Source organism: Streptomyces sp. NPDC052040, from assembly GCF_044548405.1.
Taxonomy (GTDB): domain Bacteria; phylum Actinomycetota; class Actinomycetes; order Streptomycetales; family Streptomycetaceae; genus Streptomyces.
Genome location: NZ_JBIUBV010000021.1, coordinates 1 through 15,811, shown reverse-complemented (window position 1 = coordinate 15,811; position 15,811 = coordinate 1). Strand labels below are relative to the sequence as shown.

The following is a 15,811-nucleotide window of genomic DNA, read 5'->3' as shown; positions in this document are numbered from 1 at the left end:
CTGGTAAAAAACGTCGGCGAGAATCAGCCGACCGTTACGGGGAGGTAATGCGAGGTGGCGGCCGGTGGACGCACTCGATATCGGGACGAATCCCGCCGGTAAGGCGTCCGGATATCCCCTTGTCCGTCATGCGCGGGACGACTAGACGAAACATTGCATGAACATGTGTCGTATAAACTTTCCGCACGTGGGCAGAGAGTTGGCGCACGGTGCTGAGCCCTGTCGTCACAGCGCCTCCATTCGTACGGGCACAGTTTCCCCGCACCTCTGACCCCAGAGCTGACAGCGACGTCCGCCCGCCCCTTGCCGCCCCGCCCCCCGCGTCACTGTGCCTGTCGAATGAGAGGCGACCCACCATGCTGCTGCATGTCCCCCCGGCACCCGCGCCCGCTCTCCGTTCCGTCCTCATGGCACTCGGTTCCCCCACCGCGGTCCAGGAGGCTCGTACCCCCTCCCTGCGGGCCGCCGAGGGGCCCACCACCCCCGATCTCCCGCTGCCCGTGCACGTACTGGACCGGATCACCCCCGCGGACGCCTGGGCCACCCGGCTCGCGGGGTGGCGCTTCCTCATCCGCTGCCAGGACCGCCATGTGGCCGCGGCCGAGACCATGCTGACCCCCGACGGGTGGGCGTTCTCGCACTTCTTCGAAGGGCCCTACATCGCCGCCACCGAACGCGCGCTGCGCCAGGCGGAGGCGGCGGCCCAGCCGTACCAGGCCCGGCTGCTGTCCGTGCCGCAGCTGTACATGCTCACCCTGTGGCTCCACGGCGACTGCTCGGCCGACGGCGCTTCGGGCTCCCTGGCCGCGACCGACCTCCTGGTCCCGCTCGCCCCGGCCCCGCCCGGTATCGCGGCCCACCGCCCGCACCGCGTCGCCGACCTCCTGCCGGTGCTCACCCTGCGGATGGCCCCGGCGCCCCTGCTCGGCACCCCCGCATAGGACGGCACCCCCACCCGCAGAAGACGGGCCCCGCGGCCCAGGACCGGCGCCGCGGGGCCCGTCTCCGTGTGCGCGTCAGGCACCTTCACTCCCCCGCCCGCTCGTCCGGGCGCCACCCTGCTCGTACGAGGGATCAGCCCCGGTCCGACCTGCATGGACTAGCCCCATCCGGCCATGGCAAACCATCCGAAGTGACCGGGGAGTTGAGCCGAACCGCCCGCCCGGGTGACGCGTCATGAACCTGTGAGGACCGGTACCGCGAAATGCCTGCGGATTGACTTCCGTGGGGCAACACTGGGTCCGGAAGACATCGCCAACGGGGGGCGGCATGAACGATTCGACAAGCCGCAGGACAGACACGACAGCCATTCCAGCCATCACGTCAGAGCGAAAGACGGCATCCACCATGTGCCAGCACCAGCCACCGTGCCCGACCGCCGAATCCGCCGACCGGGAATCCGCCCGCCTCGTGGCGCACCACCCGGAACAGGGGTGGAGCCTGCTGTGCAACGGCGTGCTGCTCTTCGAGGACACCGGTGAGCTTCTGCCCGACGGGCAGATCATCGCCCCGCACCGCCCGCTGGCGATGACCGCCGCCTGAGCGGCACGCCCGGGGCGGACACCGCTCCGCGCGGCGAGGGGCGCACGCCGCCCCCGGAACAGCAGGGGCCGGCCGGAGACAACACGCTCCGCACCGGCCCCGACGCATACCCCCTGCCGACTACTCCTCGTAGGCGTCCAGCGGCGGGCAGGAGCAGACCAGGTTGCGGTCGCCGAAGGCCTGGTCGATCCGGCGCACCGGCGGCCAGTACTTGTCGGCGGCCGACACACCGGCCGGGAAGACGGCCTCCTGACGGGAGTACGCGTGCTCCCAGGCCCCGCCGAGCGCCTCGGCGGTGTGCGGGGCACCCCGCAGCGGGTTGTCCTCGGCGGGCCACTCGCCCGAACCGACCTTCTCGATCTCGGCGCGGATGGCGATCATCGCCTCGCAGAACCGGTCGAGCTCGATGAGGTCCTCGGACTCGGTGGGCTCGATCATCAGCGTGCCGGCCACCGGGAACGACATGGTCGGCGCGTGGAAGCCGTAGTCGATCAGGCGCTTGGCCACGTCGTCGACGCTCACGCCGGTCGCCTTGGTCAGCGGGCGCAGGTCGATGATGCACTCGTGCGCGACCAGACCGCCCGGGCCGGTGTAGAGCACCGGGTAGTGCGGCTCCAGGCGCTTGGCGACGTAGTTCGCGGAGAGGACCGCGATCTGCGTGGCCCGCTTGAGGCCCTCGCCGCCCATGAGCCGCACATACGCCCAGGAGATCGGCAGGATGCCCGCGGAGCCCCAGGGGGCGGCCGAGATGGGTCCGACGCCCGTCTCGGGACCGGCAGCGGGCTGGAGCGGGTGGTTCGGCAGATACGGGGCGAGATGCGCCCGCACCCCGACCGGGCCGACACCGGGGCCGCCGCCGCCGTGCGGGATGCAGAACGTCTTGTGCAGGTTGAGGTGCGAGACGTCGCCGCCGAAGTGGCCCGGCTTGGCCAGGCCGACCAGGGCGTTGAGGTTGGCGCCGTCCACGTACACCTGGCCGCCCGCCTCGTGCACCGCGGCGCAGATGTCGGCGACGTGCTCCTCGAACACACCGTGCGTGGACGGGTACGTGATCATCAGGACGGCCAGCTCGTCACGGTACTGCTCGATCTTGGCACGCAGGTCCTGGACGTCGATCTCACCGTCGTCCGCGGTCTTCACGACCACGACCTTCATCCCGGCCATGACGGCGCTGGCGGCGTTGGTGCCGTGCGCCGAGGAGGGGATCAGGCACACGGTGCGCTGGTCGTCGCCGTTGGCGCGGTGGTAGCCGCGCACCGCGAGCAGACCGGCCAGTTCGCCCTGCGATCCCGCGTTGGGCTGGAGCGAGACCTTGTCGTAGCCGGTGACCTCGGCGAGCCGCTGCTCCAGCTCGCCGATGAGCGTGAGGTAGCCCTGGACCTGCTCGGCGGGCGCGAAGGGGTGCAGCTGCCCGAACTCGGGCCAGGTGACCGGCTCCATCTCGGTGGTCGCGTTGAGCTTCATGGTGCAGGAGCCCAGCGGGATCATGCCCCGGTCGAGCGCGTAGTCCCGGTCGGCCAGGCGGCGCAGATAGCGCAGCATCGCGGTCTCGGAACGGTGCTGGTGGAAGACCGGGTGGGTGAGGTACTCGTCGGAGCGCAGCAGCGTCCCCGGCAGCGCGTCCCCGGTCGTGGCGTCCAGCGCCGCGACATCGCCCTCGACGCCGAACGCGGCCCAGACGGCGCCCAGCTGAGCCCGCCCGGTCGTCTCGTCACAGGCGATCGACACCTGGTCGGCGTCGACCAGGTGCAGGTTCACACCGCGCTCCCGGGCGGCGGTGACGATCTCCGCGGCCCGCCCCGGCACCCGCACGGTCAGCGTGTCGAAGTAGGAGCCGTGGACGACCTCGACCCCGCCCGCGGTGAGCCCCGCGGCCAGGATCGCGGCGTACCGGTGGGTGCGCCGGGCGACGGTCCGCAGGCCCTCGGGGCCGTGGTAGACGGCGTACATCCCGGCCATCACGGCGAGCAGCACCTGAGCGGTGCAGATGTTGCTGGTCGCCTTCTCCCGGCGGATGTGCTGCTCCCGCGTCTGGAGCGCCAGCCGGTACGCCTTGTTGCCGTCCGCGTCCACGGAGACACCGACGAGCCGTCCGGGCAGGCTGCGGGCGAACTTCTCGTGCACCGCCATGTATCCGGCGTGCGGTCCGCCGAAGCCCATCGGCACACCGAAGCGCTGGGTGGTGCCGACCGCGATGTCCGCGCCCAGCTCACCGGGGGAGGTCAGCAGCGTGAGGGCGAGCAGGTCGGCCGCGACGGTGACCAGGGCGCCCCGCGCGTGGGCCTGCTCGATGACGGGCCGGATGTCGCGTACGGCACCGGAGGCGCCCGGGTACTGGACCAGGACGCCGTTGATGTCCCGCTCGGCGAGCTCGGCCGGGATGCCGTCGCTGAGGTCGGCGACGACGACCTCGACGCCCGTGGGTTCGGCGCGGGTCCGGATCACCGCGATGGTCTGCGGCAGCGCGTCCGCGTCGACCAGGAAGAGACCCTTCTTGTTCTTGCCCATGCGCAGCGACAGGGCCATCGCCTCGGCGGCGGCCGTGCCCTCGTCGAGCAGGGAGGCACCCGAGGTCGGCAGGCCGGTGAGGTCGGCGACCATGGTCTGGAAGTTGAGCAGCGCCTCTAGGCGGCCCTGCGAGATCTCCGGCTGGTACGGGGTGTACGCGGTGTACCAGGCGGGGTTCTCCATGACGTTGCGCAGGATCACCGTGGGCGTGAAGGTGCCGTAGTACCCGAGGCCGATCATGGAGTCGAGGACCTGGTTGCGGTCGGCCAGCGAGCGCAGCTCGGCCAGCACCTCGGGCTCGGTGCGCGCGCCCGGCAGATCCAGGGCGTCGGCGTTCTTGATCACGTCCGGCACCGCTGCGGCCGTCAGTTCGTCGAGCGAGCCGTAGCCGACCTGCGCGAGCATCTTGGCCCGCGCCTCCTGGTCGGGCCCGATGTGGCGCAGCTCGAAGGGTGTTCCCTGTTCGAGCTCGGAGAGCGGAATGCGGTGGGCGGTCATTGCGGAGGCCTCCTGGTCTGACGCGACCTTCGAGGGGCACCCCGGCACGGGTACCCCGACGGCCTCCCCCTCTGTCATCTCGACCTGAGAGCTTCACCGGTCCGCCCGAAGGCGGTCCGGTTTTCACCGTCGGTGAGAGCGGGAGCCATCGACACCCGCTCTGCTTTCCAGAGTGACCTCGTCCGTGCGGTACGTGGGCCTGAGAGATTCCGGGGAGGGTTTGCTCCTTCGGCGCCCCCGGATCGCTCCGGAGGACTCTCCCGCACAGGGTCGACAGCCGATTGCCAGATTACCAGCGGGCGCAAGGAGGCTGCCTTCGAGTGGCCGCAGTGCTGAATGTGCTCTTTTGTGGTGCTGACGGATGTGTTGCGACCAGTTGGAGGGACCGTGCAGACCGATATCGATCCGCGGAATCTGATAGGCCGCAAGGCGTTCGACCGCAATGGCGTCAAGATCGGCACGATCGACGAGGTCTATCTCGACGACGCGACCGGGGTGCCGGAGTGGGCGGCCATCCGCACGGGTCTGTTCAGCCGGGACGCCTTCGTACCGCTGGAACCCAGCCGGCTGGTCGAGGGCGCGCTCTATGTGCCCTTCGAACGTTCGCTGATCAAGGAGGCACCCGACTTCGGCGTCGGCCGCCACCTCTCCCCCGAGCAGGAACTCCAGCTCTATCACCACTACGGCCTGGACGTGGCCCCGCCGCCCGCGGCACCGGACCGCGACTTCGGGCGGCTCGCGGAGCCCGACGGGAGCTGAGCCCCTCATCCCCCGCTGCCCGCCGCCGACCGCTCCTCGGCGGCCGCCACCAGGGGCAGCGGATCCGCCGCCGCCAGCCCGGGGTCGTCGACACGGAAGGTGCGCACCCGCCCCGGCTCCGAGTCGGGGGTCTCGAACCGTATCGTCACCCTGCCCAGACCGCTGCCCTGCACCCACCCCGGCCCGTAGTCGGTGTGCCGCACGTCCTGCCCCGCCCGCCAGACCGGCCCGGCCGCCGCGGGGGGCTCCTCCCGCACGGGCTCGACCGCCGCGTCCGGCTCCTGGTGCTCCTCGGCCGGAGCCGCCCCGGCCGCCAGATGCGCCTGGGCGAACAGGTCCTCCTGGGTGTAGTCGGCGAGCCCGGTGACACCGACGCCGAGCAGCCGGACCCCACCGGTGGTGTCAACCGAGTCCAGCAGCCGGGCGGCGGCCTCGCGCACCACCGACGGGTCGTCCGTGGGTCCGCGCAGGGTCTCGGACCGGGTCAGGGTGGAGAAGTCGTACCGGCGCACCTTCAGCACGATGGTCCGGCCCGACAGGCCCGCGTCCCGCAGCCGCCGCACACACCGGTCCGCGAGCCGCTGCACCTCGGTGCCGACCCGGACCCGGTCGTGGATGTCGATGTCGTAGGTGTCCTCCACCGACACCGACTTGGCCCCGCGCTCCGCCACCACCGGCCGCTCGTCCCGGGCGAGGGCCATGGTGTACAGCGCCTGCCCATGGGCCTTGCCGAGCAGCCTGACCAGCTCGTCCTCACCGGCTTCGGCGATCTCGCCGACCGTGGTGATCCCGGCCCGCCGCAGATGGTCCCCGGTGGCGGGCCCGACGCCCGGCAGGGTGCGCACCGTGAGCGGGGCGAGCAGTGCCCGCTCGGTGCCCGGCCGGATCAGCACCAGGCCGTCCGGCTTGGCCTGCTCGGAGGCGATCTTGGCGAGCATCTTGGAAGCGGCCAGGCCCACCGAGCCGGTCAATCCCGTGACCGAGCGGATGTCCGCGCGCAGGGCGACGCCCACGAGCCGCGCGGACTCCTCGTCCCGGGCGGCTCCCCCGGCCTCCAGGTCCACGAAGGCCTCATCGAGGCTGAGCGGCTCCACCAGCGGTGACAGGGCCCTCAGCAGCGCCATGACCTGCTCGCTGATGCCCCGGTAGAAGCCGAAGCGCGGTGTCAGACAGGCGGCGTTGGGCGCGAGCCGGCGTGCCTGGGCCATCGGCATCGCGGAGTGGACGCCAAAGACACGTGCCTCGTAGGACGCCGTCGCCACCACCCCGCGCGGCCCGAGCCCGCCCACGATGACGGCCTTCCCGCGCAGGCTCGGCTTGGCCGCCTGCTCCGCCGAGGCGTAGAAGGCATCCATGTCGAGATGCAGGATGGTGGGCGCGGTTCTCACATCTCTGATGCTGCCCTACGCCAATGACAATGCGACCGGACGCCGCCCCGTGTCTCAGACGGCCCGGTTGCGCCGCCGGGCCAGCTCGTCCGTCGGGTTGTGGCCGACGATGGTCTCGCCGGTGTCCACCCGCTCCCCGTGCAGCTGCGACAGCGCGCTCTCCACGTCCCGCCATACGACGCCCACGGCGATGCCGAAGATGCCCTGGCCGCCCTGGAGCAGTTCGTGCACCTCCCCGGGCGAGGTGCACTCGTAGACCGTCGCGCCGTCGCTCATCAGCGTCATCCGCTCCAGGTCGCTGAAGCCGCGCTCCCTGAGGTGCTGGACCGCGCTGCGGATGTTCTGGAGGGACACCCCGGTGTCGAGGAAACGCTTCACGATCTTGAGGACGACGACGTCCCGGAAGCTGTACAGCCGCTGCGTCCCCGACCCGTAGGCGGGCCGCACACTGGGCTCGACCAGGCCCGTCCGCGCCCAGTAGTCCAGCTGGCGGTAGGTGATGCCCGCGGCGGCGCACGCCGTGGGGCCCCGGTAGCCGAGCTGCTCGGACTCCGGTTCCGCGTCGGCGGTCACGGGCGTCGGCCCAGTGGTGGAGGCGGCCGTGGGGCCGTGCTGGGGATACCCCCCGCTCGCGCGGAGTCGAGAGCCTGGGGGAGGGTACGGACCGCTTTCTCCCAGACTGTGTCCGGGAGCCCCCCCTGCGGTACCGCCGCCGCTGCTTCTCACGCCGACCTCCGTCCTTGACCTGCCTTCTCGACGGTAGGCAGTCACCAGGGGTGCGTCAACGATCGCCACACTCGGCACGCCGAGTGATAATCACCCTAGGAGTGGTTTCCCGTGCCCCACCGCGGGGAAAGGCTAGCCGAATGCTTCGGCGACGGACGGTGAGACGTCGTACACGCCATCGACCGGAGCGTCGGCATGGAGTCTCGCCCCCTGATCGCACCGCACAGCCCGAGTGCCCATGCGTCCCGTCCGGGACACCTCACTGGTTGCTCGTACCGAAGTCCTCCGGAGAGATCTGGTCGAGGAACTCGCGGAACTTCTCGACCTCGTCCTCCTGCTCGTCCGGGATCGCGATCCCCGCGTCGTCCAGCACCCCGTCACTGCCGTAGATCGGCGTCCCGGTGCGCAGCGCCAGCGCTATGGCATCGGAGGGGCGGGCACTGACCTCGACGCCGCTGGCGAAGACCAGCTCGGCGTAGAAGACGCCTTCCCGCAGATCCGTGATGCGCACTTCGGTGAGCTCCTGGCCGACGGCCTCCAGCACATCCTTGAACAGGTCGTGCGTCAGCGGTCTTGCGGGGGCCATGCCCTGCTGGGCGAACGCGATCGCCGTCGCCTCCCCGGGGCCGATCCAGATGGGGAGGTAGCGGTCGCCTCCCACTTCGCGCAGGAGCACGATCGGCTGGTTGGAGGGCATCTCGACCCGGACACCTACGACATCGAGCTCGTTCACACAGTAACCCTAGGCCGTGGTCGGGACGTTTGGGTAGTCGGGCACAGAAGGGCGGGCCGATCCGCCGACGGCGAACGCCCCGCGTCAGGGCAGTCGCACACCCAGCGCGGACTGCACCAGTGCCGCGTGCAGCTTCACCGCGAGCCCGGCCAGCTCCTTGGTACGGGCTTCGGCGTGCGCCCTCGTCTGCGGGTTGCGGTGGCGGCGCAGCGGGGCCACCACCTGGTCCACCAGGCCCGCCTCGCGGTCCGCGGCGGCCTTCATCACCCGCAGATGGCGCGGTTCGATGCCATGGCGTCCCAGTTCGGCCAGCAGAGTGGCCACCGTGACGGCCTCGGCGTCGTACATCCCCTCCATCAGCGGCGTGACCAGGCCGTACGCCTCCCAGTCCGCCAGCTGCTCGGCACGGATCCCGGCAGCCGTCATCAGGTCCTCACGGCCGATCCGCGCCGCGGGGGCCACCTCCGCATCGCCGAGCAGGCTCCCCAGCGCCTCCCCGTCGCCGCCCTCACGGGGACGGCCCAGGGAGGGCACCCGCACCTCCTCACCCCGCTCCAGGGCGTCCAGGTACTCGCGGATGACCTTCAGCGGAAGATAGTGGTCCCGCTGCATCCTCAGCACCTGGCCGAGGCGCTCCACATCGTGCGGGCTGAACTTGCGGTACCCGGAGGGGGTGCGCTGCGGCTCGATGAGCCCCTCGGACTCCAGGAAACGGATCTTGGAGACGGTGACTTCGGGAAATTCCTCGCGCAGCACGTTCAGCACGGTGCCGATGCTCATCAGCCCGCTGCCCGCGGCGGCGGTGCCGCTGTCGGCACCGCCGCTCGGTGTGTGAAGCATGGGACCTTCCCTGGGTTCCCCCCGGACCGGGTCCGGGGGAGGGTCAGATGCCCCGCTGGTTGGCGTAGAAGACCAGCCGGTACTTGCCGATCTGCACCTCGTCGCCGTTGTGGAGCAGGACCTGGTCGATGCGCTCACGGTTGACGTAGGTGCCGTTGAGGCTGCCGACGTCGGCCACCGAGAACGAGCCGTCCGGGCCGCGGCGGAACTCCACATGGCGGCGCGACACCGTCACATCGTCCAGGAAGATGTCACTCTGCGGATGACGCCCCGCCGTGGTCAGATCGCTGTCCAGCAGGAAGCGGCTGCCCGAGTTGGGACCGCGGCGCACCACCAGCAGCGCCGAGCCGAACGGCAGCGCGTCGACCGCCGCCTGCGCCTCCGGGGAGAGCGTGGGCACCGCCGTCTGGCCGGTCACCTCCGCGTCGTACGCCTCCAGTCCGGAGATGGAGATCGTGGACGTGGTCTCGGACGCGCGCTCCGGGACCGCCCCGGGCCGCAGCGGCGCGCCGCAGTTGGAGCAGAAGCGGCTGTTCTCCGCGTTGCGGTGGCCGCACCTCGTACACACCAGGGCCGACATGTCCCCGAAACCTATGGGCCCGGACGCGCCAGGGTCAACAGACGGCGCGCCCTGACCTCCGGAAATGCCACCACCCGGACCAGCGACCTGGTCCCGGAAGAGCGGGCGCTGGCTCTCCGCGTCTTGCGGCTGTGCGCGATGGCGGGGCGCATTGTCGCTGCCCTCTCGCGCGCTCTTGCCGAACAACTTCGCAAACAACTTCACGGGCGATTCCCCTTGACCGAAACAGACCCGCCCGTGGGGCAGGACGAACCCTGATTGCATACACCGGCCGACCCGGACATCCTCACAACGTCCGTATCCACCAGACAGTTTCCACCACGCACCACCCAATCGGTGCGTCGACCCCCCGCAACCTGATGCCCTCGGCGGATGGGCTCCATGCACCCCCGGTTCACTGGGAGGACGACCGAGCGTAGTCAGGCTGCTTCGCCGCTCGCAAGGCGTCGACGACGATCTTCGTCGATCGCTCCACGGTGACCGTGGCCTGCTCCTTCTCCAGGGTCTGCACCACGCCTCCGGGGATGTTGAGCGCCGGTTCGAGGTCCTGCGGCTTGCCGATGACCTTGAAACGATAGGGCTGGGTGATCTTGTTCCCGTCGACGCTCACGCTCTTCCCGGAGTCCGACAGATAGGTGCCGGCGACGACGCGTACGCCGTTCACCTCTATGGCCTCCGCACCGGCCGCGCGCAGCTCCTGGATCGAGTCGAGCAGCATGTCCGCCTGGACCGTTCCCTTCGTGTCGCCGATGGTCATCGTGATCCCGGGCCCCTGTGCCGCCACGGTGCCCGCGAGAATGCCGAGTTGCTTCTCCTTCTCGGCGGTCTGCTTGCGGGCCTCCGCGGCACGGTTCGAGCTGTTCTCCAGCTCGGCCCGCTGATCCACGAGACCCTGCTTCTCGTCCTGAAGACGCTGGGTGCGGTTGTCCAGTTCATCGAGGATGCGGACAAGATCTTCCTGGCGCGCGCCGCGCAGGGCGCTCCCCCCGTCGCTGTTCGAGGCGACCTGTACGGCCAGGCCGAATCCCAGGCCGAACAGCAGCAGGGCGACGATGAGTTGGGCCCGGCTGACCCGCGGCGGCCACAGCCCCTGCACCAGGCGCTGACGGCCGGTCGGCGCGGCCCCGGAATCTTCGGCTCCGCCGGGTGCCTGTGCGGTCGCGGGGGCCGCGGCGGGCACCTCCCGCGGGAGTTCCCGGCGCAGCCGGTGCTCGGGATCCGCCTCGCCCTCGGGGGCCCGCTCGTGCCGGGGTCCCTCGTCTCCGGGGCTCGGCTGGTGCCGGGGTCCCTTGGCGTGTCCGGGGTGGTGCCGGTGGCCGGGACCCACCTCGGGGGCGGGGCCCCGCTCGGGACCGGGGCTCTGTTCGGGGCCCGGGCCCTGCTCGGGCCTGGGGTCCTGCTCGGGCCGCGGGTCCTGCCCGGGCCCAGGGGTGCCGTCCTCGTTGCTCATCGGCCTCACGCCCGGAACACGTGCCGGCGGATCGCCGCGGCGTTGGAGAAGATACGGATGCCGAGGACGACCACCACACCGGTCGACAGCTGCGCGCCCACGCCCAGCTTGTCCCCGAGGAAGACGATCAGGGCCGCCACCACCACGTTCGACAGGAACGACACGACGAAGACCTTGTCGTCGAAGATGCCGTCGAGCATGGCCCGGAGGCCGCCGAACACGGCGTCCAGCGCCGCCACGACGGCGATCGGGAGATAAGGCTCGACGACGGCCGGAACCTCGGGCCGGACCAGCAGGCCCGCCACGACTCCGACGACGAGGCCCAGTACGGCGATCACGATGTGCCCTTCCCTGTGCTCTGTTGTGCTGTACGTACGATCACACTCGGTGCGGCGGGCAGCCGGACATCGGCCTCGGTGGAAATGGCCGTCCGGATCCCGTAGTTCTCCTGAAGCGCGTGCAGATACAGGCCGTCGGCGCTGTTCTGGAAGCTGGTGCTCAGCCGCTGGCCGTCCCCCACGGCGAGCACCGTGTACGGCGGCACCAGCGGTCTGTTGTCGACCAGTATCGCGTCACCCGCGGCCCGGATCGCCGACAGGGCGGTCAGCCGCTGCCCGTTGATCGAGACCGCTTCGGCGCCCGACTCCCACAGCCCGTTGACGACACGCTGCATGTCGCGGTCACGGACACGCCCCGTGTCGGAGAAACCGGAGGTCTCTCGAGGGTTGCCGTCACCACCGGTGGTGGCTTCCTTCGCGTCGTTGACGACGAGCTTCACTCCCGGGCCGTGCACGGCGACCGCACCCGACAGGATGTCCACGAGGTCGTTCCCGTGTCCGTCACCCTTGAGGGCCTCGCGCTGCCGCGCGCCGACGTCGTCGCGCAGATCGTCGACCTTGGCCTCGAGCTTGTCCGCGGCCGCGGTCTCCCCCTGGATGCGGTCGATCAGCTCCTGGCGCTCCTTGGCCACCGTCGGGGCCGCTATCCGGGCCTGCGCCGCGCCCACGGTCACCACCAGCGCGGCGAGCACCAGCCCTGCGGCCAGCCCCAGCTTGGCCCGCACGGTCCTGGGCATGCCACCGGCGCCCTCGGCCTTCTTCCGGGCGGCTGCCTCGGCGTATCCGTCGTCGAGGCTGTGGTCCATGACGTTGGTGAGCAACGACATGGACGCGTCCGGACGCCGGGGGCGCGTCGGTGTGCTCCGAACGGGGGGCGGCTGCGGCATGCCGCACATCGTCGCACGTCGTGCGCTATACCTCCGAATGGCCCCACCGGCGTGCCGGACAGGCCCCCTTGGGGACACACGTCCGGCACGCACGCCTGGGAGTGCTCTACCGGCCGGCGCTGTCCACGACCGCCGACCATTCGTCCAGCAGGGCCTGCGCGGAGGCGTCGTCGGGACCCTCGGCCCAGAGATGGGTGACCGCCTCGGCCGGGTCGGGCAGCACCAGGACCCACCGGCCGTCCGCCTCCACGACCCGCACACCGTCGGTGGTGTCCACGAAGCGGTCTCCGGCCGCCTCCACGACGCGGCGCATCACGAGCCCCTTGACCGCCCACGGGGTCGCGAGATCACGCTTGAGGACGTGCGCCCGCGGAATCCGCGCATCGATCTGGCTCAGGGTGAGCTGTGTGCGCGCCACCAGCCCGATCAGCCGTACGAAGGCGGCCGCCCCGTCGAAGACGCTGCTGAACTCCGGCACGATGAAGCCGCCGCGCCCGTCCCCGCCGAAGATGGTCGACTCGTCCCGGCCCACGCGTGTCAGGTCGTCGGGCGAGGTGGTGGTCCACTCCACCTGCGTCCCGTGGTAGGCCGCCACCTGCTCGGCGATCCTGGTGGTCGTCACCGGCAGCGCGACCCGCCCGCTGCGCCGCTCGGCCGCCACCAGGTCGAGCAGGACCAGCAGGGCCCGGTCGTCCTCGACGATCCGCCCCTTCTCGTCGACGAGCGACAGCCGCTCGCCCACGGGGTCGAACCGCACGCCGAAGGCCGCACGCGACGACGCCACGATCTCACCGAGCCGCACCAGCCCCGCCCGCCGTGTCTCGACCGACTCGGTGGGCCGCGCCTCGTCGAGCCCGGGGTTGATCGTCAGCGAGTCCACACCCAGCTTGCCGAGCAGGCTGGGCAGCACGAGACCCGCACTGCCGTTCGATGCATCCACGACGACCTTGAGACCCGACTCGGCGATCCCCGAGGTGTCGACACTGCGCAGCAGCGAACCGGTGTACGAGTCGAAGACACTGGACGGGAAGTACAGGTCGCCGATCTCCCCGGGGAACGCCCGTCGGTACTCCTGACGGGCGAACACCCGGTCCAGCTTCCGCTGACCGCCCTGCGAGAGGTCTGCGCCCTGTTCGTCGAAGAACATGATGTCGACGGAGTCCGGCACACCGGGAGAAGTTCTGATCATGATGCCGCCGGCGCTGCCCCGGGCGGTCTGCTGCCGGGCGACGGGCAACGGTACGTTCTCCAGGTCGCGTACGTCGATGGCGCTCGCCTGGAGGGCCGAGATGACCGCACGCTTCAGCGCACGCGCACCGCGGGAGTGGTCGCGGGCCGTGGTGACCGTGGACCCCTTCTTCAGCGTGGTCGCATAGGCGCCGGCCAGCCGCACGGCCAGCTCCGGGGTGATCTCCACATTCAGGATGCCGGACACGCCGCGGGCACCGAACAGGTGCGCCTGGCTCCGCGACTCCCAGATGACCGAGGTGTTGACGAACGCACCGGCCTCGATCGTCTTGAAGGGGTAGACGCGGACATTGCCCTGCACGATCGACTCTTCACCGATGAGGCATTCGTCGCCGATCACGGCGCCGTCCTCGATCCGCGCGGCGCGCATGATGTCGGTGTTCTTGCCGACCACACAGCCCCGGAGATTGCTGTGCTGGCCGATGTACACGTTGTCGTGGACCACGGCCTTGTGCAGAAAGGCACCGCTCTTGACGACGACATTCGAGCCGACGACGGTGTGCTCCCTGATTTCTGCCCCGGCCTCGACCTTGGCGTAGTCACCGATGTAGAGCGGCCCGCGCAGCACGGCATCAGGATGCACCTCGGCGCCCTCGGCGACCCAGACGCCGGGAGAGATCTCGAAGCCGTCGATCTCGACGTCGACCTTGCCTTCCAGGACGTCGGCCTGTGCCTTCACATAGCTCTCGTGGGTACCGACGTCCTCCCAGTAGCCTTCGGCGACATAGCCGTAGACCGGCTTGCCTTCCTTCATCAGCTGCGGAAAGACATCGCCGGACCAGTCGACGGGGACATCGGGGTCCACGTAGTCGAAGACCTCGGGCTCCATGACGTAGATGCCCGTGTTCACGGTGTCGGAGAAGACCTGGCCCCAGGTCGGCTTTTCGAGGAAGCGCTCGACCTTGCCCTCTTCGTCGACGATCGTGATGCCGAATTCCAGCGGGTTGGGCACCCGGGTCAGGCAGACGGTGACCAGAGCGCCCTTTTCCTTGTGGAAGTTGATCAGGTCGGTGAGGTCGAAGTCGGTCAGGGCATCACCGGAGATGACGAGGAACGCGTCGTCCTTGAGTGCTTCCTCTGCGTTCTTGACGCTTCCGGCGGTACCGAGTGGCTTCTCCTCGTTGGCATAGGTGAGCTCCATTCCGAGCTCCTCGCCGTCACCGAAGTAGTTCTTGACCAGCGAGGCCAGGAATTGAACGGTGACTACGGTTTCGTTGAGCCCATGCCTTTTGAGCAGCCGCAGCACATGCTCCATGATCGGCCGGTTGACGACCGGCAGGAGCGGCTTGGGCATGCTCGAGGTCATCGGGCGAAGACGCGTGCCTTCGCCCCCGGCCATAACGACGGCCTTCATGTCGGAAGCGTCCTCCTCTAAGAGACGACGGTCCAGCCGACTTCACCCGTCTAGATTGTCCCGCAGTTTCCCGACGCAGGCCATCGATCCACTGGGGCCGCCTATCGGCGAGCTCAATCGGCCACGGCATCCGCTCGGACAAGGCGGCGGACTTGGACCACGTAGAGAACTCCTGCCCACCAGTACAGGGTTGTACCCCATCCGGCGAACGCCCATCCGAAAATAGCAGCGAGTGACGCGATCCAACCACTGCCGTCACTGAGAAGCAGCAGCGGGAAGGCGTACATCAGGTTGAAGGTGGCGGCCTTGCCCAGGAAGTTCACCTGGGGTGGCGGATAGCCGTGCCGCCTGAGGATGCCCACCATCACCAGCAGGATCAGCTCGCGGGCCACGAGGAGGCCGGTCAGCCACAGGGGCAGGATCTCTCGCCAGGTGAGGCCGACCAGTGTCGAGGCGATGTAGAGCCGGTCGGCCGCGGGGTCGAGGAGTCGGCCTAGGCTGCTGATCTGGTTCCAGCGCCGGGCGAGCTTGCCGTCGAGGTAGTCGCTGACTCCGCTGAGCACGAGCACCAGCAGCGCCCAGCCGTCGCTCTTGGGCCCGCCGAACTCCGGCCTGAGGATCAACCACAGGAAGATGGGCACGCCGACGAGACGGGCCATACTGAGGATGTTCGGGATGGTGAGGACCCGGTCGGTCTGAACACGGGTCTCCTGGACCTCCACCCGGGGGCCTCCTGCGGAAACGAGCCAACGATGCCCCCTGACCTTACCCGCACCCTCACCTTCCACGTGCAGGGGGTCCGGACATGGCTCTTGAACGCAGAAAACCCCCGTGCCTGAGGGCACGGGGGTTTCCCACACAATTAGTTCGGCGGCGTCCTACTCTCCCACAGGGTCCCCCCTGCAGTACCATCGGCGCTGTAAGGCTTAGCTTCCGGGTTCGGAATGTAACCGGGCGTTT

The 15,811-nt window shown here is 69.9% G+C and carries 13 protein-coding genes, 1 rRNA gene, 1 pseudogene and 1 riboswitch; of the genes and pseudogenes, 3 read left to right on the top strand and 12 right to left on the bottom strand.

The window, feature by feature from the left end; genetic code table 11:
• The first annotated feature begins 356 nt into the window (after nt 1-356).
• Nucleotides 357-941: a hypothetical protein gene (locus ACIHAA_RS28955; RefSeq protein WP_399822267.1), complete on the top strand. Its 585-nt coding sequence runs from the start codon at nt 357-359 to the stop codon at nt 939-941.
• 406 nt (nt 942-1,347) lie between these two features.
• Nucleotides 1,348-1,542 (top strand): DUF5999 family protein, encoded by a 195-nt coding sequence (locus ACIHAA_RS28950; protein ID WP_399822265.1) that lies wholly within the window; start codon nt 1,348-1,350, stop codon nt 1,540-1,542.
• Nucleotides 1,543-1,662: 120 nt separating this feature from the next.
• On the opposite strand, the gene gcvP is transcribed toward ACIHAA_RS28950, so the two are convergent.
• On the bottom strand, nt 1,663-4,548 hold the full coding sequence (gene gcvP / locus ACIHAA_RS28945) for an aminomethyl-transferring glycine dehydrogenase (RefSeq protein WP_399822263.1): 2,886 nt from the start codon (nt 4,546-4,548) through the stop codon (nt 1,663-1,665).
• Nucleotides 4,549-4,725: 177 nt separating this feature from the next.
• Nucleotides 4,726-4,821: riboswitch (glycine riboswitch) on the bottom strand.
• Nucleotides 4,822-4,935: 114 nt separating this feature from the next.
• Here gcvP and ACIHAA_RS28940 point away from each other — a divergent pair.
• Nucleotides 4,936-5,307, top strand: a complete 372-nt coding sequence (locus ACIHAA_RS28940; RefSeq protein ID WP_399822262.1) for a PRC-barrel domain-containing protein — start codon at nt 4,936-4,938, stop codon at nt 5,305-5,307.
• Here the strand turns inward: ACIHAA_RS28940 and ACIHAA_RS28935 are convergent.
• The 11 genes and pseudogenes from ACIHAA_RS28935 to rrf all read right to left on the bottom strand — a co-directional run.
• A pseudogene (locus ACIHAA_RS28935) lies at nt 5,229-6,695 on the bottom strand (DNA polymerase IV). The gene ACIHAA_RS28940 and the pseudogene ACIHAA_RS28935 sit on opposite strands and share 79 nt — an antisense overlap.
• Before the next feature lie 54 nt (nt 6,696-6,749).
• Nucleotides 6,750-7,421 carry a MerR family transcriptional regulator gene (locus tag ACIHAA_RS28930; RefSeq protein ID WP_399822260.1) on the bottom strand — a complete coding sequence of 224 codons (672 nt, stop codon included), beginning with the start codon at nt 7,419-7,421 and terminating at the stop codon, nt 6,750-6,752.
• A 259-nt stretch (nt 7,422-7,680) separates the two neighbouring features.
• Nucleotides 7,681-8,154 (bottom strand): bifunctional nuclease family protein, encoded by a 474-nt coding sequence (locus ACIHAA_RS28925; RefSeq protein ID WP_067026588.1) that lies wholly within the window; start codon nt 8,152-8,154, stop codon nt 7,681-7,683.
• 84 nt (nt 8,155-8,238) lie between these two features.
• Nucleotides 8,239-8,994, bottom strand: coding sequence for a MerR family transcriptional regulator (locus ACIHAA_RS28920; protein ID WP_399822258.1), 756 nt, complete (start codon nt 8,992-8,994; stop codon nt 8,239-8,241).
• 43 nt (nt 8,995-9,037) lie between these two features.
• Entirely contained in the window at nt 9,038-9,907 is an 870-nt protein-coding gene (locus tag ACIHAA_RS28915; RefSeq protein WP_399822256.1) for an FHA domain-containing protein, read from the bottom strand.
• A 61-nt stretch (nt 9,908-9,968) separates the two neighbouring features.
• Nucleotides 9,969-11,024, bottom strand: a complete 1,056-nt coding sequence (locus ACIHAA_RS28910; RefSeq protein ID WP_399822254.1) for a DUF881 domain-containing protein — start codon at nt 11,022-11,024, stop codon at nt 9,969-9,971.
• Between the two features lie 5 nt (nt 11,025-11,029).
• Nucleotides 11,030-11,362 carry a small basic family protein gene (locus ACIHAA_RS28905; RefSeq protein WP_003988855.1) on the bottom strand — a complete coding sequence of 111 codons (333 nt, stop codon included), beginning with the start codon at nt 11,360-11,362 and terminating at the stop codon, nt 11,030-11,032.
• Nucleotides 11,359-12,258 (bottom strand): DUF881 domain-containing protein, encoded by a 900-nt coding sequence (locus ACIHAA_RS28900; RefSeq protein WP_399822251.1) that lies wholly within the window; start codon nt 12,256-12,258, stop codon nt 11,359-11,361. The genes ACIHAA_RS28905 and ACIHAA_RS28900 overlap by 4 nt, the downstream gene beginning before the upstream one ends.
• Nucleotides 12,259-12,355: 97 nt before the next feature.
• Nucleotides 12,356-14,851, bottom strand: coding sequence for a sugar phosphate nucleotidyltransferase (locus ACIHAA_RS28895; protein ID WP_399822249.1), 2,496 nt, complete (start codon nt 14,849-14,851; stop codon nt 12,356-12,358).
• Between the two features lie 113 nt (nt 14,852-14,964).
• Complete coding sequence (locus ACIHAA_RS28890) at nt 14,965-15,573, bottom strand: CDP-alcohol phosphatidyltransferase family protein (protein WP_399822247.1); 609 nt, start codon at nt 15,571-15,573, stop codon at nt 14,965-14,967.
• A gap of 143 nt (nt 15,574-15,716) precedes the next feature.
• Nucleotides 15,717-15,811 (bottom strand): 5S ribosomal RNA (gene rrf / locus ACIHAA_RS28885); the annotation flags it as partial.

Excerpts from the sequence above, each read along its gene's own strand:
- gcvP (WP_399822263.1), bottom strand. The coding sequence starts at position 4,548 with ATGACCGCCCACCGCATTCCGCTCTCCGAGCTCGAACAGGGAACACCC.
- ACIHAA_RS28900 (WP_399822251.1), bottom strand. The coding sequence starts at position 12,258 with ATGTGCGGCATGCCGCAGCCGCCCCCCGTTCGGAGCACACCGACGCGC.
- ACIHAA_RS28955 (WP_399822267.1), top strand. The coding sequence starts at position 357 with ATGCTGCTGCATGTCCCCCCGGCACCCGCGCCCGCTCTCCGTTCCGTC.
- ACIHAA_RS28920 (WP_399822258.1), bottom strand. The coding sequence starts at position 8,994 with ATGCTTCACACACCGAGCGGCGGTGCCGACAGCGGCACCGCCGCCGCG.
- ACIHAA_RS28950 (WP_399822265.1), top strand. The coding sequence starts at position 1,348 with ATGTGCCAGCACCAGCCACCGTGCCCGACCGCCGAATCCGCCGACCGG.
- ACIHAA_RS28910 (WP_399822254.1), bottom strand. The coding sequence starts at position 11,024 with ATGAGCAACGAGGACGGCACCCCTGGGCCCGGGCAGGACCCGCGGCCC.
- ACIHAA_RS28895 (WP_399822249.1), bottom strand. The coding sequence starts at position 14,851 with ATGAAGGCCGTCGTTATGGCCGGGGGCGAAGGCACGCGTCTTCGCCCG.